The organism is Streptomyces sp. NPDC014891, from assembly GCF_043081085.1.
Classification (GTDB): Bacteria; Actinomycetota; Actinomycetes; order Streptomycetales; family Streptomycetaceae; genus Streptomyces.
The window spans coordinates 210,231-235,421 of the sequence record NZ_JBIBWF010000006.1; the positions used below are offsets into that span (position 1 = coordinate 210,231).

Consider the following 25,191-nt stretch of genomic DNA (forward strand, 5'->3'; position numbering starts at 1 on the left):
GCGGGGTCCGGCCCTCATGACGAAGGGGCGCGGCCGGAAGGCCGCGCCCCTGTCGACGTCATGACAGAACCTTCCTAGGCCTGCCGTACCGCGCGCAGGACCACGAACTTGGCGTCGCTCGCGACCAGTTCGCTGTTGCCGAAGATCCGGCGGAGGGTGACGTGGTAGCCGAGGTGGCGGTTGCCGATGACCCAGAGTTCGCCGCCCGGTCGCAGCGCGCGCCGCGCGTCGGAGAACATCCGGCGGGCCGTGCGGTCGGTGGTGGCCTGGTGACTGTGGAACGGGGGGTTGTTGAGGACGAGGTCCACCGAGCCGTCGGGGACGTCGGCGAGGCCGTCGCCGACGAGGAACTCAGCCTTGCGCCCCTCGCCCACGTGCGTGCGGAAGTTCTCCTCTGCCGAGGCGACCGCCTGGTACGACTCGTCGGTGAAGACCAGTTCGGCCTGCGGCTCGTGCAGCGCGATGGCGAGGCCGACCACGCCGTTGCCGCAGCCGAGGTCGGCGACCCGGACGCGGCCGATGCCGCCGGGCAGGTTCGCGAGGAGGAAGCGGGTGCCGATGTCGAGGCGGTCGGCGCAGAAGACCCCGGCCTGGTTGGTGACGGTCAGACCGGGCAGACCGGGGGCCGGGGTGTCGGCCGGCAGGTCGTAGCGGTGCGGCCAGGGGTTCGGGCGCGGGGTGAGCGACGGGTCGGGCGTGGTGTGGATCAGCCGCGCCTTCTTCACCGCGAGCGAGGTGCGGGTGGGCCCGAGGATCCGCTCGAAGAGCCGGAGGGTGGAGGTGTGGATCTCCTTGACCATGCCGGTGCCGAGGATCACGGTGCCCTCGTGCACGGCCGGCGCGAGCCGGTGCAGCTGGTCCTCCAGGAGCGCGAGGCTCTTGGGGACGCGGACGAGGAGGACGTCGATCCGCTCGGGCGGCGGGTCCTGGGTGGTGAGAAGCCGGACGGAGTCCCGGGCTGCTCCGGCGCGCGCGAGGTTGGTCCGGGTGGCCCGCCGTCCGAGGTACGAGTCGGAGATCTGGACGAGCTCTCCGGGGCCGGCGGCCTGGAGGGCGGTGACGAGGGCTCCCCAGCGGTCGCCGAGGACGGCGACGGTGCCGGACAGGTCGGTGCCCTCCTCGGCCAGTCTGGCCAGGAGGTACTCGTCGGACGCGTCCCAGGCGCGCAACTGGTCGCGCGGGTCCTCGGGATGGCGGGTCAGCGTGAAGGCGCCCCATGACGTGGTCAAACGGTTCATCGTGCTCTCAGGCTAGCCGGTCGTGGCCGGTCCCTCCCGCCGCCACGTGCCGACCGGCCGTCTCAGCGGAGGGCGGCGTCGAGCTGGAGGTGCCAGAGACCGGGGCGGCCGGTGAGGGTGACGGTGGAGAGCGGGCGGACGTCGACGTTCCAGTACGTGGCCGGCGGCGCCTTCAGGGCGTACACGAGGGCGGCCCGGACCACGGAGGGTTCTGCGACGGCGACGATCTCGACGTCGTCGGCGGGGCGGGTGTCGAGCCAGTTCCCTATCCGGGTGATGAAGGCGAGGAGGGGTTCGCCGCCGTGGGGGGCGGTGCGGGCGTCGGCGAGCCAGGCGTCGACGGCCTCCGGTTCGAGGGCGGCGACCTCGGCGAGGGTCAGGCCGCGCCAGCGGCCCATGTCGCAGTCGCGGAGCGCGGGCTGGGCCAGGGGGGCGTAGCCGAGGGCGGTTCCGGTGGCGCGGCTGCGCGGGGTCGGGGAGCAGTAGCGCAGTTCGGCCGCGCCGAGGGGGATGAGGGCGGGCGCGGCCTGCTGCACGTCGTACCAGCCGGCCTCGTCGAGCGGCCGGTCGTCCTCGAAGCGCTCGGCGAGCAGGGAGGAGCTGCGTGCCGCCGTGACGAGCGTCACCCTGAGACCCATGGCCGCGATCGTGGGGCCGGAGGCTCCGCAGGTCAAGGGGTCATTCGCCGGGGCCGGAGGGGCTCCGGCTCACTGCTGCCCGAGAGCCATCCACTTGTCCGGATTCTGGAGTGGCGCGAAACCGACCTTCTCGTACACGCCGTGCGCGTCGGCCGTGGCGAGCATGATCCGGCGCAGTCCGCAGGGCGCGAGGTGGTCGCGGACGGCGGCGACGAGGGCCGTGCCGAGGCCGGTGCCGCGGGCCGGGCGGTCGACGTAGACGTCGCAGAGCCAGGCGAAGGTGGCGTAGTCGGTGACGACGCGCGCGTAGGCGGCCATCTCGCCGGTCTCGCGGTGGTAGGCGCCGAGGTTGAGCGAGCCCGCGATGGCCCGGTCCTGCTTATCCCGAGGTCGGCCGTGGGCCCAGTACGAGTCGGTGGACAGCCAGTGGTGGACCCGGGCGGCGTCGATCCGGGCGGCGTCGGCTGAGATCTCGTACGCCCCGTGCATGACGGGGGTGTCCGTGGCGGCGCTGTCGCTCATGCGCGAAGCGTTCCAGTGACTCCGGGGTTTGTCAGGTGAATTTGCCCGGCCCGCGGTGCGGCGGAGGCCCGGCGGGCGGCGGCGGATGCGCCGCCCGCCGGGCCGTCGGCGCTCAGGCGGTGAGCTCGTCGAGGGCCGTGCGCAGGCGGCGCACGCCCTCCGCGATCTCCGTGGGGCCGGCGACACCCGCGAAACTCAGCCGGATGTGGCCGGCGGGGGGTTCGGCGCAGAAGTACGGGCGACCGGGGGCCGCGGCGACCCCGGCCCGCAGGGCCGCGGCGTGCAGCCCCGCCTCCGGGACGCCGTCGGGGAGCCGGAGCCAGAGGTGGAAACCGCCGTACGGGACGTGCGGCAGGCCGAACGCGGGCAGCCGGTGCGCGAGGGCGGCGGTCAGCAGGTCCCGCCGGCTCCTCAGTTCCCGTGCGACGCCCCGCAGGTGCCGGTGCCAGGCCGGCGAGCCGACGAGTTCGAGCGCGGCCTCCTGGAGCGGGCGGGGTACGAAGAAGCTGTCGACGACCTGGATCGCGCGGAGCCGCTCCAGGACGGGGCCGCGGGCGGCGAGGGCGCCGACGCGCAGGCTGGGCGAAGTGGCCTTGGTGAGGGAGCAGACGTGCACGACGACGCCGTCGGGGTCGTCGGCGGCGAGCGGTGCGGGGAGGGGCGGCGCGCCCTCGTGGACGAGCCGGCGGGCGAAGTCGTCCTCGACGACGAAGGCGCCGGCGGCGCGGGCGATGCGGAGCACCTCGCGGCGCCGCTCGGGCCCCAGGACCGCCCCTGTGGGGTTCTGGAAGAGCGGCTGGCAGACGAAGACGCGGGCGCCGGTGGCCCGGAACGCGGCGTCGAGCAGCTCGGGGCGGACGCCGTCGGCGTCGACCGGGACGGGGACGGGGCGCAGTCCGGCGGCGCGGGCCACGGCGAGCATGCCCGGGTAGGTCGGCGACTCGACGAGGACGGGCGTGCCGGGCGGGGCGAGGGCGCGCAGGGCCGTGGTGATGGCGGACTGGCCGCCGGCGGTGACGAGCAGGTCGGCGGCGGTGACGCCGCCGCCGATCTCGCGGGCGAACCAGTCGCGCAGCTCGGGCAGGCCGTCGGTGGGCGGTCTGCCCCAGGCTCCGGGGCGGCGTCCGGCGCGGGCGAGCGCCCCGGCGAGGGCCTGTTCCGGCTGGAGGGAGGGGTGGAGGTAGCCGCCGTTGAACTCGATCACGCCGGGCGGCGGGGCGGCCAGGGTGACGAGGACGCCGGAGGCGTCGACGGCGCGGGGGACGAGCTCGGTGGCGGTGTCGGCGCTGAGGGCGACCTCCTGCCAGGAGGTGTCGCCGGTGACGGGCGCGGCGGTGCGGGGCTCGGCGCGGAAGGCGCCGGCGCCGGGGCGGGTGACGACCAGCCCCTCGGCGGCGAGCTGGGCGAGCGCCCGGGTCACGGTCACCGGGGAGACCCGGTAGCGCTCGACGAGGGCACGACTCGACGGCAGCTTTCCACCAGGAGAGTAGCGGTCGAGCTCGGCTTTCAGGGACTGCGCCAGTTCCGCGACGCTGCTACGCTCACTCATGAGAGCACAGAATAGCGCTACTGCCTCCAGGACGATAGCGGTTACCACGACGGACGGACCCGCCGACGGTCACTCCGCGGGCCACGGGGACTCCGCGGGAGACGCGGCCGCCCGTCCGGGGGGCTCCGCCGCCGTCGCGAACGGCACCTCGGCGGCCGGCGGCACGGGAGGCACCGTGGTGGCGGGCAGCGCCGGCCGCGGCGCGGCGCCCCGGACACCCGGCGGCGCGGGCACCGGCACCGCCGACCCGCTCCCCCGCGGCACCCTGCTCGCCGCCCTCGGCGTGGTCGCCTTCTCGCTCACCTTCCCGTCGACCGCCTGGGGCCTGGAGAGCTTCGGACCCTGGTCGCTCGTGGCCGTGCGCTCCACCCTCGCCGCCCTCGTCGCGGGCGGGTTCCTCCTCGCCGGCCGGGTACCGCTGCCGGACCGGCGCCACTGGGCGGGCCTCGCCGTGGTCGCCGCCGGTGTCGTCGTCGGCTTCCCGCTCCTGACGACCCTGGCCCTGCAGACCTCGACCACCTCGCACGCCGCCGTGGTCGTCGGCCTGCTGCCGCTCACCACGGCCGCGTTCGCCGCGCTGCGCACCGGGCGCCGGCCGTCCCGGACCTTCTGGGGCGCGGCCGTGGCGGGCGCGGTCGTGGTGCTCGCCTTCACGGTCCAGCAGAGCGGCGGCGCGGTGTCCCGGGGCGACCTGTACCTGTTCGGCGCGCTGCTCGTCTGCGCGGCCGGCTACACCGAGGGCGGGCGCCTCGCGCGGCTCATGCCGGGCTGGCACGTCATCGGCTGGGCCCTGATCCTCTGCCTCCCGCCGATGGCCGCCGGCTCGGTCGTGGCCCTCTCCCTGGAACCCGTCCACCTGAACGCCCACGGCGTCATCGGCCTGGCCTGGGTGGCGATCGGCTCCACCTTCTTCGGCCTGTACGTCTGGTACCGGGGCATGGCCTCGATCGGCATCCCCAGGGCGAGCCAGCTCCAGCTCGCGCAGCCGCTGCTCACCCTGGTCTGGTCGGTCGCGCTGCTCGGCGAGACCCTGCCCCTCGCCGCGCCGCTCGCGGCGGTGGCCGTGCTGGTCTGCATCGCGGTGACCCAGCGGTCGAGGAGCTGACGCCGCCGGCCCGGCGGATCGGGGCGATCCGCGACACAATGGCAGGCATACGCACGGAACAGCACAGGCCCGGTCTCGAGGAGGTCATCCCCGATGCAGGCGAACGTGGGCGACACACTGCTGGTGCACGGCCGGACCGTCGGTCACCACGACCGTACGGCCGAGATCCTTCAGGTACTGGGAGAGAACGGCACGCCCCCGTACCGCGTGAAGTTCGACGACGACGGCCACGAGGCCCTGATGTCCCCGGGTCCCGACACCGTCGTACGCCACCACCCCGAGGAGGGCGCGGGCTGAGTCCGGACCGGCCCCCGCCCCTGCTCCGGGACCCGGCCGGGCGGACGTCCGCCACGACGGCGGACCTCTCCCCGACCGGGTCCCGCCCCTCTGCTCGTCGTGAGGATCTCCTCACGTCGCCTCTTCGCGCGTCGTGGGGAGATCCTCACGTCGAGCCCTCGGTCGACACGGCTCGGGCCGCCCCGCCGCCCGCCCCCGCCCCGCCCCCGCCGCGAGGCCTCTTCTGCCGATAGGCCGCACTTGTACCCCCCGCATGTCGGATACGTCACACCCACCGGGACAGCCTGCCCGCCCCGGGCGATCGATCATCGGTTAATGAGCGGTAACGTCGTGGGGTCGAGGCGGACGCACCGGAATCGCACGGGCCCCCGCCGCCAGAGAAGAGCGAAAGGCACGAGGTGACGGACTCCATGGCCGACATTGAGCGCGTCGGAGTGGTGGGCTGCGGCCAGATGGGCGCGGGCATCGCAGAGGTGTGTGCCCGGAGCGGCCTTGAGGTGAAGGTCGCCGAGACCACCGGCGAGGCGCTGGAGATCGGCCGCACACGGCTCTACAACTCGCTGGCCAAGGCCGCCGAACGCGGCAAGATCAGCGAGGAGGAGCGGGACGCGACGCTCGCCCGCCTCAGCTTCACCACCGACCTGGGCGAGTTCGCCGACCGCGACCTCGTCATCGAGGCGGTCGTGGAGAACGAGCAGGTCAAGACCGAGATCTTCCAGGTCCTCGACCAGGTGATGACCCGGCCGGACGCCATCCTGGCCTCGAACACCTCGTCCATCCCGCTGGTCAAGCTGGCCGTGGCGACCTCCCGCCCCGACCAGGTCATCGGCATCCACTTCTTCAACCCGGCCCCGGTGCAGAAGCTCGTCGAGCTGATCCCGGCCCTCACCACCTCCGAGGGCACCATCAGCCGGGCCCAGGCCTTCGCGGAGAAGACCCTCGGCAAGCACGCGATCCGCGCCCAGGACCGCTCCGGCTTCGTGGTCAACGCGCTCCTCGTGCCGTACCTGCTCTCCGCGATCCGGATGTTCGAGTCGGGCATCGCCAGCCGCGACGACATCGACAACGGCATGGAGTTCGGCTGCGCCCACCCGATGGGCCCGCTGAAGCTCTCGGACCTGATCGGCCTCGACACGATCGCGTCGATCGCCGACTCGATGTACTCCGAGTTCAAGGAGCCGCTGTACGCCGCTCCCCCGCTGCTCCAGCGCATGGTGGACGCGGGCCGGCTCGGCCGGAAGACGGGCTCGGGCTTCTACCCGTACTCCTGATCCCCCCGACCCCGGACGGCCCGTACACACGCACAGGTACGGGCCGTCCGGCATGTCACGGGCCGCCCCGGCCCGGGCGCCTCAGCCCAGGCGCAGGTGGTGGAGCATCAGCAGCCCCGCCGCCATGTTCGCGGCCGGGACCTCGCCCCGGGCGATCATGTCGGGGACCTGTTTGAGCGGGACCCAGGCCCGCCGTGAGGACTCGAAGTCGTCCTCGGGCGGTCCGGTGTAGGTGGCCGTCTCCGCCCAGTAGAGGTGGTGGCGGGCGTCGGTGAGGCCGTTGGACGGTTCGACGGTGAGGAGATGGCGCAGCGGCCCCGGCCGCCAGCCGGTCTCCTCCTCCATCTCGCGGGCGGCGGCGGCCTCGACCGCCTCGCCGTCCTCGACGACTCCTGCGGCCAGTTCCCAGCCCCAGCTGTCGGTGATGAAGCGATGGCGCCAGAGCATCAGGACTTCGTCGGCCTCGTTGACCGCCGTCGCGACGGCGACCGGGCGGAGCCGGATCAGATAGTGGTCGAGGTGGCGGCCGTCCGGGAGTTCGACGTCCGCGAGGTTCACCTGGAACCAGCGATTCTCATAGACAGAGTGTTCACTCAGTTTCGTCCACTGCACGTTCTTGCCACCTTCCGACTGGTCGGTGCTTGTTTGGTGGCAATATCGCAGCAGTCAGCGGGTCACAGGGGAACGCGCAGCGCCCCGTCGATGAGTGCGGCCGCCTCCCGGGCGTCGCCGCCGCCGCTGGCCAGCAGAGACTCCCGCACCTGGCGCAGCCGGTCGCGCAGCCGCCGCGACTCCATCCCCCGCGCCCGCTCGGTCATCTCGACCGCCGTCCGCGCCGCCGCGTCCGCCTCCCCCTGGCGCAGCTCGATCTGGCACAGCATGGCCAGCCGGTGCACCCGGCCCCGGTCGTGCGAGGGGGCCCGCACCGCCGTCGACGCGTGCTCGTGGGCCGCGGAGAGATCGCCCAGATCGAGCAGCGCCTCGGCCACCTGCACGTTGACCAGCCCCGGCTGCACATAGCCCGTCTCGGCCGGCTCGTCCCCCGGACTGATCCGCTCGGCCGCCGTCTCCGCCCGCCGGATGCAGGCCAGGGCGGCCGCCCCGTCGCCGAGGTGCGCGTACGCCTTCGCCTGCATCGCCGTCAGATCCGCGGTGAGCGCCGGGGTGATCTGCCGCCCGGCCGTCCGCAGCGCCGCCTCCGCGAACGCCACCGCCTGCCGGTACTCCCCCATGAACAGCGACTGGTTGACGAGGAGCGCGATCACATAGGCGCCGAGTCCCCGGTCCCCGCTCGCCTTGGCGAGCCGCAGCGCCTGGTGGAAGTAGCGCTGGGCGAGACCGTGCGCGTCGGCGTCGTACGCGCAGATGCCGGCCACCGCCACGAGTCCCCCGGTCGCGCGGTGCAGCCGCCGGCCGAGGGCGTCGCTGTACGAGCCGCGCAGCAGCGGCGCCGTCTCGGCGGTGAGGAAGCCGACGATCCGGGCGCGGGTCGCGATGCCCCCGGCCTTGCGGTACATCTGCTCGTAGTGGGACCGGGCGGCGCTGAGCACCGTGATGTCGGCGGCGGACACCGTCGTCCGGCCGACCCGGGAGACGTCCACGTCCTCCGGCGGGTTCTCCCACTCCCACACCGGCATCACGGCCGGAGTGCCGGTCACCGCGGGGGCGGCGACTATGTGCGGCCGCTGCTGCTCGTCGGACCGCCACAGGGCGGCCGCCCGCTCCACGAACCCGGACAGCGGCGAACCGACCGCCGGCGCCGGCCCGCCGGGCACCCCGAAGCCGATGTCGTCCAGGGTCACCTGCCGGTGCAGCCGGGCGGCCAGCACCTCGCAGATGAGGTCCGGCACCTGGCCGCGCGGCCGCTGGCCCTTCAACCAGCGCGCCACGGCGGTGTGTTCGTAGCGCAGGGTGAGACCCCTGGCCCGGCCGGCCCGGTTCACACGGGCGGCGAGGCCGGCGTTCGAGACGCCTGCTTCGTCGAGCAGGGCGTCGAGCAAGGTGTTGGGCTGCATGACCGCTCCGGTCGCTCCGTTCGCTCGGCTCCGAGCGCGGTGAACTCAGCGTAGCGGTGGCCGAATTCGTACGGAGCGAACCAGCGGGAGAACCCCCTCGGCATCGCCTCGGCCCACCGCTGCAGGCGGGTTTCGCACGGGGTGTGAACGAAGTACCCGTTCTTCCGGTCCGCGCGCTCTGCCGCGCTCCTCCCCGTACCGGTTGACTGTGCTTCTCGCCGCAAGGCGAAGACCGGGCCGCCGGCTCCCCCCTCAAACAGTGCGGCCGCCCGGTCCGTGTCGCCCGCCCCGCTGATCTGCCCGACACTCCGTGGCGGGGCGGGCGGCACCGGCACCGGCCCCGCCGCTCACCCGTGGGTGGAGGGGGCGGGCCGGGGGCGGCGCAGCCCGGGTTCGGCGGGCTGCGCCGGCACCCGGACACGGTCGTTCCGCACGACGAGGAGGGCCACGTCGTCGGTGAGCCGCCCGCGCGTGTGGTGCAGGAGAGCGGTGTGGACCGCGCGGACCACCCCTTCGGGAGCCGCCCCGCACGCCTCCGCGAGCACCGCCTCCAGGCCGAAGAACCGGCCCCGGTGGTCCCTCGCCTCCTCGGCGCCGTCGGTGTGCAGGACGAGCGTCTCGCCGGGTGCCAGCCGGGCCCCGGTGTACGGCGCGAGCGCGGCGGGCAGCGGGAGCACCCCCAGCGGCGGCAGCGGGTCGCCCACCGGCAACCGCTCCACCGAGCGCCCGAGGCGGTACGGCCCGGGATGACCGCAGTTGAGCACGGAGAGCCGCCCGTCGGCCCGGACCTCCAGCAGCAGCAGCGTCACGAACTCCTCCGCCGCCGGATGCTCGGGGGCCGCCGCCGCCCTCGCGGGGTGCTCGTCCCGTGCCCGCTCCCGCAGATGCCGCTCCAGGGCCCGCTCGAGACGCCGCAGCACCCCGGCCAGTTCGGCCTCGTCGTGCGCGGCCTCGCGGAAACTCCCCAGCACCGCGACCACGGCGCCGAGCGCCGCGAGACCGTGGCCCCGCACGTCCCCGATCACGATGCGCACGCCGTACGGGGTGGCCACCGCCTCGTACAGGTCCCCGCCGACGGACGCGCCCCGGGAGGCGGACGACTGCCCGGCGGCGAGGGAGAGCCCGTCGAGCCGGGCGGGCGGCGGGCGCAGCAGGACCTGCTGGGCGGCGTCGGCGACGGCCCGCATCAGCGCCAGCTCCCGGGCCGGGCCGCGCCGCAGCCCGATCACCAGTCCGATGCCGACGCTGAGGAAGACGACGCTGGTGGCGATCCTCATCGCCGGCCCCGGCTGACCGGCCGGCGGACAGCCGAACCTCCACGCCACGGCCACCACGCCCCAGGCGGTGGGAAGAGCGAGCGGGGCCAGCCGGCGGAGCCGGGAGCCTTCGGCGAGCGACGACCTCGTACGGATCATGCACGGCCCTTCCGGAGCCCCCGACAGCGCCCGAAGGCCCTGCGGCCCACAGGTCCGCCCCTGCGGCCGCGTCGATTCTCCCGACCGCGGGGACCACCGGGGAACACCGCCCGGCGATCTCACCCGAAGGAGTGAGAGCCCTCGGCGCGCCGTCCCGCGCCAGGCCCGCGCCACCGGCACGGGTGCACGAGGACCGTTCTCCTGAACGACTCGCCGGGCCCGGGGAACGGCGGAGGGCCGCCCCGGGGATTCCCCGGGGCGGCCCTCCTGAGTGCGGTTCCGCTACGGCGCTCAGGCGCCGCGCAGTACGGCGCCGGTGCGCTCGGACGCCAGGGCGACTGCGGCGTCGCGGGCCGCGCTGGCCTCCTCGACCGTGAGGGTGCGGTCCGCGGCGCGGAACTTCAGCGCGTACGCCAGGGACTTGGTGCCCTCGCCGAGCTGGTCGCCGGTGTAGACGTCGAACAGCCGGATGGACTCCAGGAGTTCACCCGCTCCCTCGGTGAGGGCGGCCTCGACCTCGGAGGCCGGGACGCCGCTCGCGACGACCAGGGCGACGTCCTGGGTGGCGACCGGGAAGGAGGAGATCCGGGGAGCCTTCACGGGCCCCTCGTTCGCCTTCTCCAGGAGGTCCAGGTCGATCTCCATCGCGCAGGTGCGGGCGGGCAGGCCGAAGGCCTTGACCACGCGCGGGTGGAGCTCGCCGGCGTGGCCGACGACGATCTTCTCGCCGTCCACCTCGACGTGGAACGCGGCGCAGCGGCCCGGGTGCCACGGGGCGTGCTGGTCGGCGCTGATGATCAGCTCGACCCCGGCCTCGGCGGCCACGGTACGGCCGGCCTCGACCGCGTCCGCCCAGTCGGACGGACGGCCCTTGCCCCACCAGCCGGCCTGCTCGCGGGCTCCGGCGAGGACGACGGCGGCGCGGCGCGGCTGCGCGGGCAGCACGGCGTTCACCGAGGCGATCTCCTCGTCGGTGGGACGGCGGTCGACGGGCAGCCGGACGGCGACGCCCGGCTGTCCCTCCGGCCGGAAGACCAGACCGGTCTCGAAGAGCGCCAGGTCGTGGCTGCCGCGGCTGTCGTTCCGGCGCAGCGCGCCGAGCAGGCCCGGCAGCAGCGTCGTACGGAGCGCGGGCTCCTCGTCCGAGAGGGGGTTCACCAGCTTCACGAGCCGGCGGCGGGCGTCGTCCGCGTCGAGGCCGAGGTTGTCCAGGGCCTGCTCGCCGATGAACGGGTAGTTCAGCGCCTCGACGTAGCCGGCGCCGGCCAGGGCGCGGCCCACGCGGCGGTGGACGCGCTGGCGGTCGGTGAGCCCGCGGCCGGCCGGCGGCTTCGGCAGCGTGGAGGGCAGGTTCTCGTAGCCCTCCAGCCGGATGACCTCTTCGGCCAGGTCGTTCGGCTCGTTGAGGTCGGGGCGCCACGACGGCACGGTGACGATCAGCTCGTCCTGGCCGTAGACGTCGCAGCCGACCTGCTGGAGGCGGCGGACGACGGTCTCGCGGCCGTAGCCGACGCCCGCGACCCGGTCCGGGTGGTCGGCCGGCATGGTGATGGTGCGCGGCGCGGGCGGGGCGCTGATCTCGGTGACGCCGGCCTCGGCCGTGCCGCCCGCGAGCAGCACGAGCAGGTCGACGCAGCGCTGCGCGGCGGCGGCCCCGGCCTGCGGGTCGACGCCGCGCTCGAAGCGCTTGGACGCCTCGGAGGCCAGCCGGTGGCGGCGCGCGGTGCGGGCGATCGAGATCGCGTCGAAGTGCGCGGCCTCGATGACGATCTCGGAGGTGCCGGTGACGACGCCGGTCTCCGGGTCCGTCTCCGGGTCGGCGATCTCCGTGTTGGCGCCGCCCATGACACCGGCGATGCCGATCGGACCGCGGTCGTCGGTGATGACCAGGTCCGCCGCGTCCAGGACGCGGACGGTGCCGTCGAGCGTGGTGATCTTCTCGCCGGCCTCGGCGCGGCGCACCCCGATGGGGCCGTCGAGACGGCTCCGGTCGTAGGCGTGCAGCGGCTGGCCGAGTTCGAGCATCACGTAGTTCGTGACGTCGACGGCGAGCGAGATCGGCCGCATGCCGGCCTTCTGGAGGCGGCGGCGCAGCCAGATCGGCGACCGGGCCTCGGGCTGCAGACCGACGACGGTGCGCGCGGTGAAGCGGTCGCAGCCGACGGGGTCGGTGACCCGGACCGGGTGGCCGTACGCGTTGGGCGCGGGCACGTCGAGCAGCGCCGGGTCGCGCAGCGGCAGGCCGTACGCGATGGCAGTCTCGCGGGCGACGCCGCGCATCGAGAGGCAGTAGCCGCGGTCCGGGGTGACGGCGATGTCGAGGACCTCGTCGTACAGCTCCAGGAGCTTCGTGGCGTCGATGCCGATCTCCAGCTCCGGCGGCAGCACGATGATGCCGTGCGTGCCGTCGTCGCCCATCCCGAGCTCGTCGCCGGAGCAGATCATGCCCCGGGAGACCCGGCCGTACGTCTTGCGCTCGGCGATCCGGAAGTCTCCGGGGAGCACGGCGCCGGGCAGGGCCACGACGACCTTGTCGCCGGCGGCGAAGTTCCGGGCGCCGCAGATGATCTCCTGGGGCTCGCCGGTGCCGTTGGCCTGGCCGACGTCGACGGTGCAGAAGCGGATGGGCTTCTTGAACTCCGTCAGCTCCTCGATGGTGAGGACCTTGCCGACCACCAGCGGGCCGGTCAGGCCGGCGCCGAGCTGCTCGACGGTCTCGACCTCGAGGCCTGCCGAAACGAGTTTGGCCTGGACGTCGCGGCCGGTCTCCGTCGCCGGCAGGTCGACGTACTCCCGCAGCCAAGAAAGCGGGACCCGCATCAGATCTCCATCCCGAACGGCCGGGTGAACCGGACGTCACCCTCGACCATGTCTCGCATGTCGTCGACGTTGTGGCGGAACATCAGCATCCGCTCGATGCCGAACCCGAAGGCGAATCCGCTGTACTTCTCGGGGTCCACTCCGCAGGCGACGAGCACCTTCGGGTTGACCATGCCGCAGCCGCCCAGCTCGATCCAGCCCTCGCTGCCGCAGGTGCGGCAGGGGCGGTCGGGGTTGCCGACGGACTCGCCGCGGCAGACGTAGCAGAGCATGTCCATCTCTGCCGACGGCTCGGTGAACGGGAAGAAGTTCGGGCGCAGCCGGGTCTTCATGTCCGGGCCGAAGAGCGCCTGGACCATGTGGTCCAGGGTGCCCTTGAGGTCGGCCATGGTCAGGCCCTCGTCGACGGCGAGCAGTTCGATCTGGTGGAAGACCGGGGTGTGCGTGGCGTCGAGCTCGTCGGTGCGGTAGACGCGGCCGGGGCACACCACGTAGACCGGGGGCTTCCGGTCGATGAGCGTGCGGGCCTGGACCGGCGAGGTGTGCGTCCGCAGCACGACGCCGGACTCGTCGCCGCCGGTACCGGCCGGTCCTTCGACGAAGAAGGTGTCCTGCATCTGGCGCGCCGGGTGGTCCGGTACGAAGTTCAGGGCGTCGAAGTTGAACCACTCGGCCTCGACCTCGGGGCCCTCGGCGACCTCGTACCCCATGGAGACGAAGACGTCGGAGACGCGCTCCATGAGCGTGGTCAGCGGGTGGCGGGCACCGGCCGGGACGCGGTCGTACGGCAGGGTGACGTCGACGGCCTCCTCGACGAGGACGCGGGCGTCGCGCTCGGCCTCCAGCTCCGCCTGGCGGGCGGCGAGCGCCTTGGAGACGGTGCCGCGGGCCTGGCCCACGATCTTTCCGGCGGCGGCCTTGGCCTGCGGGGGCAGGGCGCCGATCTCCCGGTTGGCGAGCGCCAGCGGCGAGGTGCCGCCGGTGTGCGCCGTCTTCGCGTGCGCGAGCGCGTCGAGGTCGCCCGCGGCGGCGAAGGCGGCGAGCGCCTCGTCCCGCATGCGCTCGATCTCTTCCGGTTTCAGTGCCTCGACCTCAACCGGGTCGTACGACTTATTGGGTGCGGACATCTCTTCCCGTGCTTCCGTTGGCTTGGCTGGGCGGCCCCGCTCGACGTCAAGGGCGCAAACGTGCCAAAGGACGAGTCTAACGGGGTGGGGGGATGCGAATGAGCCCGTGGGCGCCCCGGGCGGCTTTCGATCTCGTCCGATCCTGTCCGATCCGGTCGGACTTCGTGCTGGATCTCGTCAGGCGAGATGGGCCGGGGTGCCGACGGGCAGCATAAATCGGAACTCGGCCCCGCCTCGGGGGCCCCTGCCGACGGTGATGGTTCCGCCGTGGGCCTCGACGACGCCCTTGACGATGTAGAGGCCGAGGCCGGTGCCGCCGCGCTTGCTGCCCCGCCAGAAGCGGGTGAAGACGCGGCTCATCGACTCCTCGGGGATGCCGGGGCCCTCGTCGCTCACGGTGACCTCCGTCCCCTCTTCTCCGTCGGCGCACGTCCTGGCGGGTGCCACCTCGATGGTGACGGTTCCCTCGCCGTGGCGCACCGCATTTTCGAGGAGGTTCCCGAGGATCTGGTCGATCTTGTCGGGGTCGGCCCAGAGCGCGGGCAGCCCGGGCACGATCCGCACGAAGAACCGGTCCGGCGACTGGCCGCCGGTGGTGTGCACCTGGACGTGCCGGCCGACGGCGGCGGCGATGTCGACGGGCTGGCGGCGCACTTCGAGGCGTCCGGAGTCGATCCGGGAGATGTCGAGGAGCTCGGCGATGAGCCGCTTGATGCGGCCCGCGTCGGCGTCGACGGTCTCCAGCATGAGCCGCTTCTGCTCGTCGTTGAAGCGGTCCCACTTGCCGAGCAGGGTGGCGGTGAAGCCCTTGACGGAGGTGAGCGGGGAGCGCAGCTCGTGGGCGACGGTGGCGATGAGCTCGGCGTGGCTGCGCTCGGTGCGGCGGCGCGCCTCGGTGCCGCGGAGGCAGACCACGACCCGGCGGACCGGTCCGGTGGGGTGCTCGCGGACGTAGCGGGCGGAGACGAGGACCTCGCGGCCGCCGGGCAGCAGCAGGTTGCGTTCGGGCTGGCCGCGGCGGGTGGCGAGGCCGCCGTAGGGGTCGGTCAGGGCCCACCAGCGGCGTCCCTTGAGGTCTTCGAGCGGCAGAGCCAGGTCGAGGGGGAGGCCGAGGGCTCGCTCGCCGGGGACGGCGGTGATGCGGCTGGCGGCGGCGTTGAAGGTGACGACCCGGCCGGTCTCGTCGGCGACGACGAGGCCGTCGGGCAGGTCGTCGGGGAGGACGCCGGCGAACGCGTCGCCGTCCCCGGGGTCCCCGGCGGTGTCCCCCGGGCCTGTGCCCTCCCGGGGCCCGCCGTCGCCGCCGGGCCGCCCGGCGGCGGTCCCGGACTCCTCCGGGGCGGTCTCCGGTGGTTCCTGGGCGTGCGGCGCGGAGCTCCGTGCCTCCGCGGGACTGTCCGTGCCGACCGTCATCGCCGTACCCCCACCCCTCCGTGTAGCGCAGTGGGCCCCCGAGTGCGTCACTCTACTGGGCGGAGAGAACGGAATGGACCCCTCAGGCGGAGGTTCGGGGCCGCTGGGCGCGGGCGGAGGCGTACAGGCAGACCGCGGCGGCCGTCGCAAGGTTGAGGCTCTCGGCCTTGCCGTGGATGGGGACGCGGACGACGGCGTCGGCGAGAGCCCGGGTCTCCTCGGGCAGGCCCCAGGCCTCGTTGCCGAAGATCCAGGCGGTGGGCCCGCCCATGGTGCCGGCGTCGAGCTCGGCGTCCAGGTCGTCCTGACCGGCTCCGTCGGCGGCGAGGATCCGGACGCCCGCGCCCTTCAGCCCGGCGACGGCCTGCTCGACGGGGACGCCGACGGCGACCGGCAGGTGGAAGAGCGAACCGACCGAGGCGCGGACGGACTTGGGGTTGTACAGGTCGACGGAGGCGTCGGTGAGGACGACCGCGTCGGCGCCGGCCGCGTCGGCGCAGCGCAGCACGGTGCCGGCGTTCCCGGGGTCGCGTACGTGGGCGAGGACGGCGACCAGCTTGGGGCGGGCGGCGACGATCTCCTCGAACGGCGAGTCGAGGAACCGGCAGACGCCGACGAGGCCCTGCGGGGTGACGGTCTGGGACACCTCGGCGAGGACGGCGTCGGAGGCGTGGTGCACGCGGGCCCCGGCGGCGCGGGCGGCCTCGATGATGGCGCCGTGGCGCTCGGCGGCCTCGACGGTGGTGAAGAGCTCCACGAGCGTGGACTCCCCGGTGGAGCCGCGGTGCTCGGCGGCCTCGCGGACGGCCTGCGGGCCCTCGGCGATGAAGAGGCGGTCCTTGCCCCGGAAGTTGCGCTTGGCGAGCCGCCGGGCGGCGACGACGCGCGGGGAACGCGGGGAGATCAGCTCGGGGGTGACCATGAGGTGCGGCGGTTCTCTCTTCGGTGCCGGTGGGCTGCGGTGTCCGGGACGGTCCGGGCCCGGGCGGCCGGTTCCACGGCGCTGCGGGCCGGTCCGCGGGACCGGGGGCGGTGGCGCGTCGGGCCGGGGGCCCGCCTCCGCCGAACACCCTTCAGGGGCGGACGCACCCGGACCCGCAGGCGCGTGCGCGTCTGCGGGTCCGGGCGGAAGTACTGCGGCCTGGGAGATCAGGCGGCGGCCTTCGGGGCGTTGACGTCGGCCGGGAGGGCCTTCTGCGCGACCTCGACCAGCGCGGCGAACGCGTTGATGTCGTTGACGGCCAGCTCGGCGAGGATCTTGCGGTCCACCTCGATGTTGGCGGCCTTCAGACCCTGGATGAGGCGGTTGTACGTCATGCCGTTCTGGCGGGCAGCGGCGTTGATGCGCTGGATCCACAGCTGACGGAAGTCGCCCTTGCGCTTCTTGCGGTCGTTGTAGTTGTAGACCAGCGAGTGGGTGACCTGCTCCTTGGCCTTGCGGTACAGGCGCGAACGCTGACCGCGGTAGCCGGAGGCCTGCTCGAGGATCGCCCGGCGCTTCTTGTGGGCGTTGACTGCCCGCTTGACGCGTGCCACTTGTTGACTCCTTGTAGCGGGGTCGTGGTTGGACTCACACGACCCGAAAAACGAATGGGTCCCGGACCTGGCCGGTGGCCCTCGTCGCCGAGGGCGGGTGATCAGATCAGATGCCCAGCATCTTCTTGATCTTGGCCGCGTCGCCCGGGGCCATCTCCGCGTTGCCGGTGAGGCGACGCGTCAGCTTGGACGACTTGTGCTCGAGCAGGTGGCGCTTGCCGGCGCGCTCGCGCAGGATCTTGCCGGTGCCGGTGACCTTGAAGCGCTTCTTGGCACCGGAGTGCGTCTTGTTCTTCGGCATCGCGCCGTATCTCCTCGTCAGTGGCGCTCCCCTCCGGTGCGGGCACCGGAGATCCGGGAGCGTCAGTTCTTCGTTCGGTGGTTCCGGGCGGGGCCCGGGGCTGCCTGGTTGGCAGCCCCGCGGATCACGCCTCGGGGGTCTCGGCCGGGGCTTCCGCCTCGGCCTCGGCGACCGGGGCCGGAGCCTCGGTGCCGGCGGCCGCGGGCGTCTCCTCGGAGGCGACGCCCTGGCGCTCGGCCTTGCGTGCGGCCTGGGCCTCACGCGCCTCGGCCATGGCCTCGGTCTTCTTCTTGTGCGGGCCGAGAACCATGATCATGTTCCGGCCGTCCTGCTTCGGGTTGGACTCGATGAAGCCAAGCTCCTCGACGTCCGACGCCAGCCGCTGCAGCAGCCGGAAGCCAAGCTCGGGACGGGACTGCTCACGACCACGGAACATGATCGTGATCTTGACCTTGTCACCCTGCTTGAGGAACCGGACGACGTGACCCTTCTTGGTGTCGTAGTCGTGCGGGTCGATCTTCGGCCGGAGCTTCATCTCCTTGATGACCGTGTGCGCCTGGTTCTTGCGCGCCTCACGGGCCTTCATGGCCGACTCGTACTTGAACTTCCCGTAGTCCATGAGCTTGCACACGGGCGGACGGGCGTTCGCCGCGACCTCGACCAGGTCGAGGTCGTACTCCTGTGCGAGCTCCAGGGCCTTGGCAAGCGGAACAATCCCGACCTGCTCGCCGCTGGGTCCGACAAGTCGCACCTCGGGAACGCGAATCCTGTCGTTGATGCGGGGCTCGGCGCTGATGGATCCTCCTCGGTAGCACCACGCGACCGCCTGGCGGACGGACGCGCATGTCTGTATCTGGTGAGACCAACCGAGCCGGTACATGAAAAATGCCCCGGACGGGACACAGGCGGGGCTCCAGGGGAATACCGGAGCACCGCCGCGGTCAACCGCGGGGCGCACATCGGGCGGCTCCATCGTCCGTACGGAACGATGGGCGCCACCTGACCGGTGACCCGCCACCCGCGAGGGTGGTCAGGTGGGAGATCGGAGCCTCCACTTGTGGGCCGGGCACACAGGTGTCCGGCCGGTCGTTACACAAGGTTAGCAGGACCCGGCGGTCTCCGCTAACCGAGGACCGGCATATCGTATGAGGCATGAGCGAGACGCCCCAGAACGAGTCCCCCGACACCGCCGATTCCCCCGACTTCGACGCCATGACCCGCGACATCGCGGAGGTCCCCGCGGTCGAGGTGATCGTGACCGTCGCCGTCAACCTGATGAGCGCCGCCGCGGTGAAGCTCGGGCTCACCGAGGAGGGCGACAAGTACAAGGACCTCGACGAGGCCCGGAAGCTGGTGCACGCGCTCGCGGGCCTGCTCGACGCCGGGGCGACGGAGGTCTCGTCCTTCCACGCCGCTCCCCTGCGGGACGGCCTGAAGTCCCTCCAGCTCGCCTTCCGCGAGGCCTCCCTGGTCCCGGACGAGCCGGGCCAGGGACCGGGCGAGAAGTACACCGGGCCGGTGTTCGGCTAGGACCGATCTCGTCCGCGGGTACGCGGGCGTACCTAGTTCCTCACGTAGAAGGGCTCGCCGGGAGGGGTGGCCGAGGCCGGCAGGAGTGCCAGGTCGAGGCCCCGCACCAGGCGGGCCCTCAGTGTCTCGTCGGCCGCCAGCGCGCGGGCCACGCGCTGGGCGGCCTCCGCGGGGGAGCCGCCACCGTCGAGGACCAGGGCGAGGGTGCCGTCGGCGGCGCCGGGGCCCAGGTGGGCGCGGAGCACCGCGGGCTCCGCGGCGACCGCGGCCCGGACGGCCTCCCGCACGGCGGGGTCGTCGAGCGGGTCGGTGCTGGCGCGGCCCTCGGCGAGGGCGAGCAGGGCCGGGCCGGTCAGCTGGTACGGCACCGGGCCCGCGAGGTCGAGGACCACCGTGTCGGCCTTCTCGTGCGCGGCCGCCTGGAGCGCCTGGTGCAGCGGGACCGCGACCGGCCGTGCCTCCGGGTCCCAGAGGGCGAGCGAGGCGATCGAGGTGAAGGCGGGCAGGGCCCGCCGGTCGCCCGCGGTGAGGGTGGGGACGGCCATGTCGCTGGTCTTCTCGCGGCGCAGGCCGTTCTCGTCGGTCTCGACCTCGCCGAGGACGGCGACGACGGGGACGAGCAGCCGGGCGTCGCGGAGCGCGTCGAGGACGGGGCCGTGGGCGGTCCGGTCCTCCGCCCAGGCCGCGAGGGCCGCGGCGAGCCGCGGGTCGGCGGTGCCGTCGTCGTCGGAGAAACCGGGGTCCGGGATGTTCTTGAGCGCCACGCACCGAGCCTAACCGCCCGGCCCGGGCGCTCCGCCCGGCGGGGCGGCTCAGTCCGCGCGGTGGGCGCGGCGGAGGACGACGGCGGTGAGGAGGAGCAGGACGCCGAGGCCGCCGGCGGCGGGGGCGAGGAGTCCGACGGGGCGGCTCTCCTCGGGGGCGGGGAGCGGGCCCGGGCCGAAGTGGCGGCCGCGGTAGCCGGTGGAGGCGGCCTTGGGGTCGCCGCCCTCGATCTTCGCGCCGGCCTCGATCGCGGCGGCCGGGTCGACCGTGCCGTAGCCCTTGGCGTCGCTGCGCCCGCCCTCGGGCCGGTTGCGGGCGGTGTCGATCAGGAGCCGCTTCACCTGGGCCGGGGTGAGGTCGGGGTGCGCGGAGCGGACGAGGGCAACGGCTCCGGAGGCGAACGCGGCGGCGGCGCTGGTGCCCCAGCCCTCGTAGTAGCGCCGGTCGGGGTCGGCGATCGCGATGTCGACGCCGGGGGCGCTGACGGTGGCGTACCAGCGGCGGGTGGAGAAGGAGGCGTGGGTGCCGTAGCGGTCGACGGCGGTGACGGCGATGACGCCGGGGTACGCGGCGGGGTACGAGATGTGGTCGCCCTTCTCGCCGCCGTTGCCGGCGGAGGCGACGACGGAGACGCCCTTGGCGAGGGCGTACTGGACGGCGGCGTCCTCGCCCGCGTCCGGGTGGGCGGACTTGGAGTCGTCGCCGAGGGACATGTTGATGACGTCGGCGCCGTGGTCGGCGGCCCAGCGGATGCCGTCGGCGAGCGCGGTGCCGCGGGTCTTGCGGGCCTTGTCGCGGGACGTGTCGGTGCTTTCGAGGATGACCCGGACGGGCAGGATCCTCGCGTCGGGCGCGATGCCGAGGACGCCGTCGCCGCCGTCGGGGCCGTGGCCGTGCCCGGCGATGATCCCGGCCATGGCGGTGCCGTGCCGGGCCCAGGCGCGGTCGCCGCGGGAGGCGCCGAAGCCGACGAGGTCGCGGCCGGCGAGGACCGAGCCCTCGAGGTCGGGGTGCTCGGCGTCGACGCCGGTGTCGAGGACGGCGACCGTGACGCCCTCGCCCCTGGTGGTCCGCCAGGCCTCCTCGGTGTGGAGGGCCTGGAGGCCCCACTGCCGGGCCCGGATGGTGTCGGCGTACGCGGGGGTGGTGGTGGCGGGGAGCACGGCGAACGCGGTGGCGAGGAGGACGGCCGCGGGGGTGCGGAGGCGGATCACCGGGCATCCTCCCCCGTGCCGTCGCCGTCGCGGCTCGCCTCGCCGTCCGCGTCCTTCGCCGGCGGGGCGACGGCGGTGCGCAGCAGCTGCTCGAAGCGGACGGTGATGTTCTTGGCCTCGTGGCCGAGGCCGGACTGGGCGGTGGCGTCGGTGCGGCCGGACGTCATGGCCCGGTCGGCGGGCTGGGGGGAGTCGACGCGGCGCCCGTCGGCGAAGCCGGACACGGCGGTGACGACGACGGGGAGGTCGGTGGGGGCGTTCAGCCACCAGCTGGCCCGCTGCTGTACGCCGAAGCGGGCGGCGACGGTGCCGGGCCCGGGAAGCGACGGGGGGACGTCCTGCCCGAGGCGGCTCGTGAGGCCCTGGCCGAGGGTGCTCTGGACGGCGGCCTCGGCGTCGGTGAAGACGAGGCCGACGGTGATCACGCTGCTGGCGGTGGCGTCGGTGTACGTGGCGCGCAGGACGCGCTCGCAGCCCAGCGGCCGGACGGTGGCGAGGAGGCCCTCGGCGAGGACGGCGGGGGTGCAGGCGGCGTCGGGGGCGACGACGATCCGGGTCCAGGTGCGGGCGGCGGCGCCCGGGCCGGCGCCGGGTCCGGCGAGGGTGCGGGGGAAGAGGGTGTCGACGGGGGCGTTGTGCCAGAGGTCCTTGGCCTCGGTGTACCCGGGGGGTTCGGTGGGCGCGCCCGGTTCGGCGGCGGCCAGCCACATCCCGGTGAGGGCGCCGCCGATGAGGCCGATCCCGAGGACGGCGCAGACGCCGACGGCGACGGCCCGGCCGGTGCGCCGCTCCCGTACCGGCCGGAGCCGGGTGGTGGTCTCGACGGGGGCTTCGGGCGGCAGGACGGCGCGGTGGGGGCCGTGGCCGTGGAGGGGGGTGTGGCCGAACGGGGTGCTGTGGGGGCGTGCGTGGTGGGGCACCGGCCGCGGGAGCGGGCCGGCGGCGGGGCCCGCGGGCGCGGGAACGGCCGGGAGCGGGCCGGGGACCGCCGGAGCCGGACCGGTGGCCGGGGACGACGGGCGGGCGGGGGCGCTCGCGGGGATCGTCGTACGGAGGGGTGCGGGCGCCGGACGGGCGGCCGGGGCGGCGGACGCGGGCTGCCAGGGGGCTCCGGGCGCCGGGGCGGACGGAGTGGCCGCCGACGTGCCCGGGACGGTGGCCCTCGCGGTGGCGGTGGGGATCGGCGGAGCGGCCGGGGGCAGCGGCGCTGCGGCGGCCTTCGGGGTGTCCGCCGGGGGAACGGCGGGGGTGGGCGGAGTCGCGGGGCGCGAGGGGGCGGCCGGCGGCCGGGCCGGGGGGACGGGTGCCGGTCCGGCGGGGCTGTCGGCGGGGCGGGGCGGGGCCCCGGCGGGGGTGGCCCGGGCCGCCGTCGGCGGCAGCGGCCTCGCGGTGCCCGAGCCCGCCCTCGGCGGAGCCGTCGGGGCGGCCGGGGTGCCGGCGGGGCGCGGCGGCGTGCCCGTCGCCGCGCCGGGCGCTGCGGCGGCCCGAGTCGCGGTCGGCGCCGTGGCGCCGGACGGCTTCGGGGGCGCCGCGGGGGCGGCCGGTCCCGGGGGCCCGTCGGCCGGCCCGATCGGGCGCAGCCGGGTCGTCGTCTCCACATCGGAGGGGGCCGGTGCCGGGTCCGGGCGGAGGAGGGCGTCCGTGATGCGGGAGGTCGTGCCGGGGCGCTGTTCGCCGGTCATCCCCGTCCCCCCGCTCGTGTCGACAATGCCCGTCACTCTACGGGCTGTTCCCCCTGGTACGGGAACCCAGGGGCTACCCACCCGTAAACCTGTCTGGCAAGCTCGGGCCATGACTCCCCGTGCCGCCGACCGGGCCCGTTACGACCGGGCCACCGCTCATCTCGACGCGCCCGTGGCGATCGTCGATCTGGAGGCCTTCGACGCGAACGCGGACGACCTCGTGCGCCGGGCCGGCGGCAAGCCGATCCGGGTCGCGAGCAAGTCCGTGCGGTGCAGGGCGCTCCTGGAGCGGGTGCTCGCGCGGCCGGGTTTCGCCGGGATCATGTCGTTCACGCTCGACGAGTCGCTGTGGCTGGCCCGCGCCGGGTTCGAGGACGTGCTCCTCGCCTATCCGTCGGCGGACCGCGCGGGCTTCGGTGAGCTGGCGCGCGATCCCAAGCTGGCCGCGGCCGTGACCGTGATGGTCGACGACGTGGCGCAGCTGGATCTGGTCGACGCCTCCCGCGCGGGCGGGACGGAGGAGGTCCGGGTCTGCCTGGAGCTGGACACGGCGCTCAGTCTGCTCGGCGGGCGGATCCGGGTCGGCGCCCGCCGCTCCCCGCTGCGTACGCCCGCGGAGCTGGCGGAGCTGGCCCGTTCCGTGGTGCGGCGTCCCGGTTTCCGGCTGGTCGGGATCATGGCGTATGAGGGGCATGTCGCGGGGGTCGGGGACGCGGTGGCGGGCCGGCCGCTGCGGTCGCGGGCGATCCGGCTGATGCAGGCGGCGGCCCGCCGGGAGCTGGCCGAGCGCCGGGCGGCTGTGGTGCGTGCGGTCCGGGCGGTGGCGCCGGACCTGGAGTTCGTGAACGGCGGCGGCACCGGCAGCGTGCAGCACACGGCCGCCGAGGACGCGGTGACGGAGATCGCCGCGGGTTCGGGGCTCTACGTGCCGCGGCTCTTCGACAACTACACCTCGTTCAGCGGGCGGCCCGCGGCGCTCTTCGCGCAGCCCGTCGTGCGCCGTCCGGGGGTCGGGGTGGTGACGGTCCTCGGCGGCGGCTACCCGGCCTCGGGGGCCGCCGGGCCCGACCGGCTCCCCGTGCCGTACCTGCCCGAGGGGCTGGCGTACGACCCCCAGGAGGGGCCCGGCGAGGTGCAGACCCCGCTGCTCGGCTCGCCCGCCGACGACCTGCGGATCGGCGACAAGGTGTGGTTCCGCCATGCGAAGGCGGGCGAGCTGTGCGAGCGGTTCGCGAGTCTGCGGCTGATCGAGGGCGACCGGATCACGGCCACCGTGCCCACGTACCGGGGCGAGGGCCGGACCTTCCTCTAGGGGGTCGCCGGGCTTCCTCGGTCGGGAGACCTGAGCCGACGTCGGAGCTTCTCAGAAGACCCGGTCCTGCTGGTCCGGGATCACGCTGCCGTCGGGCCGCCGGACCGGCTCCGGCGTGCCGTCGCCCGCCGTGTAGCCGGTGGTCGCGCAGGGGTACGGGGCGGCCTTCCGCGGCTTGGGCTCGATGAACATGGGGTTGACGATCCAGCGGCCGTCGCCGTTCTCGTACGCCCGGCACATGAGTTCGTTCTTGTTGCGGTTGAGGACCAGGCGCAGGCCGGTGGCGTCCCGCAGGAACGACACGTCGGTGTCGGAGTCGCCCGCGGCGAACACCGGGCGCCGGGAGGCGGGCTGGACGCGCTCGGCGGCGGGGCCGCGGATCCCGAAGATCTCCTGGTTGATCCAGCAGCGTTTGCCGTCGATGTAGGTGATCGTCGTGTCCTCGCCGTCCCGTACCGTTCCGCAGCCCTGGAGGTGGGCGGTGAGCCGGCCGCCCTCGGTGGTGTTGCGGATGCCGAGGACGTGCGAGGGGTCGATGCCGACGCCCTTCGCCCAGACGTCGACGACGGGTTCGGGCGAGGCGGAGACGATCCACACGTCGAAGCCGGCCTCCTCGAGCGTGCGGATCAGGTCGCGCTGCTGCGGGTAGTAGCGGACCCAGCCGGTGACCCGGGAGGTGCCGACGCGCTGGGTGGCGCCCTGTGGGGCGGCGAGGTTCTCGGCGCGGGCGGCGGCGGCGAAGGACTCGACCTGGCGGGTGGTCCAGCCGCGCAGGAGCTGGGCGAGCCAGGCGTACGGGGGCTCCATGCGGCGGCGGTCGTGGCCGGCGAAGGCGGTCTTCCCGGCCGTGGTGGTGCCGGAGGCGTAGACGGCGAGGAGCTCGTCGGCGCAGCGGGTGTCGGTGGAGGTGGGCAGGACGCGTCCACCGGTGGGACAGGCCTCGCCGAGGGCGGCGGCGGCCGCCGGGGTGAGGTGGCGGCTGGTGGTGGACCAGTCGCCGTCCCGGGGCGGGCGGACGCGGTCGTTGCGGAGGAGCCAGTGGAAGGTGGCGTCGCCGACGTCGTTCTTGACGACGGTGTTGTCCCAGTCGAAGACCGCGACGGGCTTCCGTCCCCTGTCGTGGCAGTGCGCGGCCACGAGGGCGTCGATCCGGGCCTCGTTGTCGCCGTGCCAGCCCTCGGAGACCCGCAGGGTGGGGCAGGGCCGGGGCGTGCGGGGGTCCCGGGGCTCGGCCTCGGCGGCGGTGGCCGGGACGAGGCTCGTCGCGGCGAGGGCGAGGGCGAGGGCGGCGGTGACGGCGGTGACGGCGGACGAGCGGAGCCGGACCTGCTGGTTCATGATCACTCTCCTGTCGGGGGCTGCGGCGGACGCCGGACAGCCGGGCGCCTCGCGACGCCCGGCTGCCGGGTGGGGATGTGGGGGTGTGGGGGTGTGGGGGTGT

At 74.4% G+C, this 25,191-nt stretch carries 23 protein-coding genes; 5 read left to right on the plus strand and 18 right to left on the minus strand.

What is annotated here, in order from left to right:
• Positions 1 to 74 precede the first annotated feature (74 nt).
• From ACF09E_RS19390 to ACF09E_RS19405, 4 genes are all read right to left on the minus strand, one after another.
• Positions 75 to 1,238: a methyltransferase gene (locus ACF09E_RS19390; RefSeq protein WP_388804685.1), complete on the minus strand. Its 1,164-nt coding sequence runs from the start codon at positions 1,236 to 1,238 to the stop codon at positions 75 to 77.
• 62 nt (positions 1,239 to 1,300) lie between these two features.
• Positions 1,301 to 1,876, minus strand: a complete 576-nt coding sequence (locus tag ACF09E_RS19395; RefSeq protein ID WP_388804682.1) for a histidine phosphatase family protein — start codon at positions 1,874 to 1,876, stop codon at positions 1,301 to 1,303.
• Positions 1,877 to 1,945: 69 nt separating this feature from the next.
• Entirely contained in the window at positions 1,946 to 2,398 is a 453-nt protein-coding gene (locus ACF09E_RS19400) for a GNAT family N-acetyltransferase (protein ID WP_392206253.1), read from the minus strand.
• A gap of 112 nt (positions 2,399 to 2,510) precedes the next feature.
• Entirely contained in the window at positions 2,511 to 3,947 is a 1,437-nt protein-coding gene (locus ACF09E_RS19405) for a PLP-dependent aminotransferase family protein (protein ID WP_392206254.1), read from the minus strand.
• Here ACF09E_RS19405 and ACF09E_RS19410 point away from each other — a divergent pair.
• From ACF09E_RS19410 to ACF09E_RS19420, 3 genes are all read left to right on the plus strand, one after another.
• On the plus strand, positions 3,946 to 5,052 hold the full coding sequence (locus ACF09E_RS19410) for a DMT family transporter (RefSeq protein WP_392206255.1): 1,107 nt from the start codon (positions 3,946 to 3,948) through the stop codon (positions 5,050 to 5,052). The genes ACF09E_RS19405 and ACF09E_RS19410 overlap by 2 nt on opposite strands.
• Before the next feature lie 93 nt (positions 5,053 to 5,145).
• Positions 5,146 to 5,349, plus strand: coding sequence for a DUF1918 domain-containing protein (locus tag ACF09E_RS19415; RefSeq protein WP_392206256.1), 204 nt, complete (start codon positions 5,146 to 5,148; stop codon positions 5,347 to 5,349).
• A 410-nt stretch (positions 5,350 to 5,759) separates the two neighbouring features.
• Positions 5,760 to 6,620, plus strand: a complete 861-nt coding sequence (locus tag ACF09E_RS19420) for a 3-hydroxybutyryl-CoA dehydrogenase (RefSeq protein ID WP_361856859.1) — start codon at positions 5,760 to 5,762, stop codon at positions 6,618 to 6,620.
• A gap of 81 nt (positions 6,621 to 6,701) precedes the next feature.
• Here ACF09E_RS19420 and ACF09E_RS19425 read toward each other — a convergent pair whose 3' ends face one another.
• The 10 genes from ACF09E_RS19425 to infC form a co-directional block, all read right to left on the minus strand.
• On the minus strand, positions 6,702 to 7,232 hold the full coding sequence (locus ACF09E_RS19425; protein ID WP_392206257.1) for an NUDIX domain-containing protein: 531 nt from the start codon (positions 7,230 to 7,232) through the stop codon (positions 6,702 to 6,704).
• Between the two features lie 62 nt (positions 7,233 to 7,294).
• Complete coding sequence (locus ACF09E_RS19430; protein WP_392206258.1) at positions 7,295 to 8,635, minus strand: transcriptional regulator; 1,341 nt, start codon at positions 8,633 to 8,635, stop codon at positions 7,295 to 7,297.
• Between the two features lie 347 nt (positions 8,636 to 8,982).
• Positions 8,983 to 10,050: a PP2C family protein-serine/threonine phosphatase gene (locus tag ACF09E_RS19435; protein WP_392206259.1), complete on the minus strand. Its 1,068-nt coding sequence runs from the start codon at positions 10,048 to 10,050 to the stop codon at positions 8,983 to 8,985.
• 291 nt (positions 10,051 to 10,341) lie between these two features.
• Positions 10,342 to 12,870 carry a phenylalanine--tRNA ligase subunit beta gene (gene pheT / locus ACF09E_RS19440; protein WP_392206260.1) on the minus strand — a complete coding sequence of 843 codons (2,529 nt, stop codon included), beginning with the start codon at positions 12,868 to 12,870 and terminating at the stop codon, positions 10,342 to 10,344.
• A complete protein-coding gene (gene pheS / locus ACF09E_RS19445; RefSeq protein WP_392206261.1) occupies positions 12,870 to 13,997 on the minus strand; it encodes a phenylalanine--tRNA ligase subunit alpha in 1,128 nt (375 codons plus the stop codon). Before pheS ends, pheT begins: the two co-directional genes overlap by 1 nt.
• A 177-nt stretch (positions 13,998 to 14,174) precedes the next feature.
• Positions 14,175 to 15,410, minus strand: a complete 1,236-nt coding sequence (locus tag ACF09E_RS19450; protein ID WP_392206262.1) for an ATP-binding protein — start codon at positions 15,408 to 15,410, stop codon at positions 14,175 to 14,177.
• Positions 15,411 to 15,492: 82 nt separating this feature from the next.
• Positions 15,493 to 16,332, minus strand: coding sequence for a TrmH family RNA methyltransferase (locus tag ACF09E_RS19455; protein WP_392206263.1), 840 nt, complete (start codon positions 16,330 to 16,332; stop codon positions 15,493 to 15,495).
• Between the two features lie 227 nt (positions 16,333 to 16,559).
• Positions 16,560 to 16,946, minus strand: a complete 387-nt coding sequence (gene rplT / locus ACF09E_RS19460; protein WP_030493496.1) for a 50S ribosomal protein L20 — start codon at positions 16,944 to 16,946, stop codon at positions 16,560 to 16,562.
• A 106-nt stretch (positions 16,947 to 17,052) separates the two neighbouring features.
• Positions 17,053 to 17,247 carry a 50S ribosomal protein L35 gene (gene rpmI, locus ACF09E_RS19465; RefSeq protein ID WP_030316087.1) on the minus strand — a complete coding sequence of 65 codons (195 nt, stop codon included), beginning with the start codon at positions 17,245 to 17,247 and terminating at the stop codon, positions 17,053 to 17,055.
• A gap of 124 nt (positions 17,248 to 17,371) precedes the next feature.
• The gene (infC, locus tag ACF09E_RS19470; RefSeq protein WP_361856886.1) at positions 17,372 to 18,127 is read right to left on the minus strand and encodes a translation initiation factor IF-3; all 756 of its coding nucleotides are present in this window, start codon (positions 18,125 to 18,127) and stop codon (positions 17,372 to 17,374) included.
• A gap of 272 nt (positions 18,128 to 18,399) precedes the next feature.
• Between infC and ACF09E_RS19475 the strand changes: the two genes are divergently transcribed.
• Positions 18,400 to 18,777, plus strand: a complete 378-nt coding sequence (locus tag ACF09E_RS19475; RefSeq protein WP_341625905.1) for a DUF1844 domain-containing protein — start codon at positions 18,400 to 18,402, stop codon at positions 18,775 to 18,777.
• A gap of 32 nt (positions 18,778 to 18,809) precedes the next feature.
• Here the strand turns inward: ACF09E_RS19475 and ACF09E_RS19480 are convergent, their stop codons facing one another.
• The 3 genes from ACF09E_RS19480 to ACF09E_RS19490 are packed head-to-tail and all read right to left on the minus strand — an operon-like array spanning position 18,810 to position 22,438.
• Positions 18,810 to 19,541 carry an SseB family protein gene (locus ACF09E_RS19480; protein ID WP_392206264.1) on the minus strand — a complete coding sequence of 244 codons (732 nt, stop codon included), beginning with the start codon at positions 19,539 to 19,541 and terminating at the stop codon, positions 18,810 to 18,812.
• 48 nt (positions 19,542 to 19,589) lie between these two features.
• Positions 19,590 to 20,756, minus strand: a complete 1,167-nt coding sequence (gene mycP / locus ACF09E_RS19485; protein ID WP_392206265.1) for a type VII secretion-associated serine protease mycosin — start codon at positions 20,754 to 20,756, stop codon at positions 19,590 to 19,592.
• On the minus strand, positions 20,753 to 22,438 hold the full coding sequence (locus ACF09E_RS19490) for a hypothetical protein (protein ID WP_392206266.1): 1,686 nt from the start codon (positions 22,436 to 22,438) through the stop codon (positions 20,753 to 20,755). Before ACF09E_RS19490 ends, mycP begins: the two co-directional genes overlap by 4 nt.
• A gap of 109 nt (positions 22,439 to 22,547) precedes the next feature.
• Here ACF09E_RS19490 and ACF09E_RS19495 point away from each other — a divergent pair, with 109 nt between their 5' ends.
• Positions 22,548 to 23,750, plus strand: a complete 1,203-nt coding sequence (locus tag ACF09E_RS19495; RefSeq protein WP_392206267.1) for an amino acid deaminase/aldolase — start codon at positions 22,548 to 22,550, stop codon at positions 23,748 to 23,750.
• A 51-nt stretch (positions 23,751 to 23,801) separates the two neighbouring features.
• Here the strand turns inward: ACF09E_RS19495 and ACF09E_RS19500 are convergent, their stop codons facing one another.
• A complete protein-coding gene (locus tag ACF09E_RS19500) occupies positions 23,802 to 25,088 on the minus strand; it encodes an HAD family hydrolase (protein WP_392206268.1) in 1,287 nt (428 codons plus the stop codon).
• Between the last annotated feature and the right edge of the window lie 103 nt (positions 25,089 to 25,191).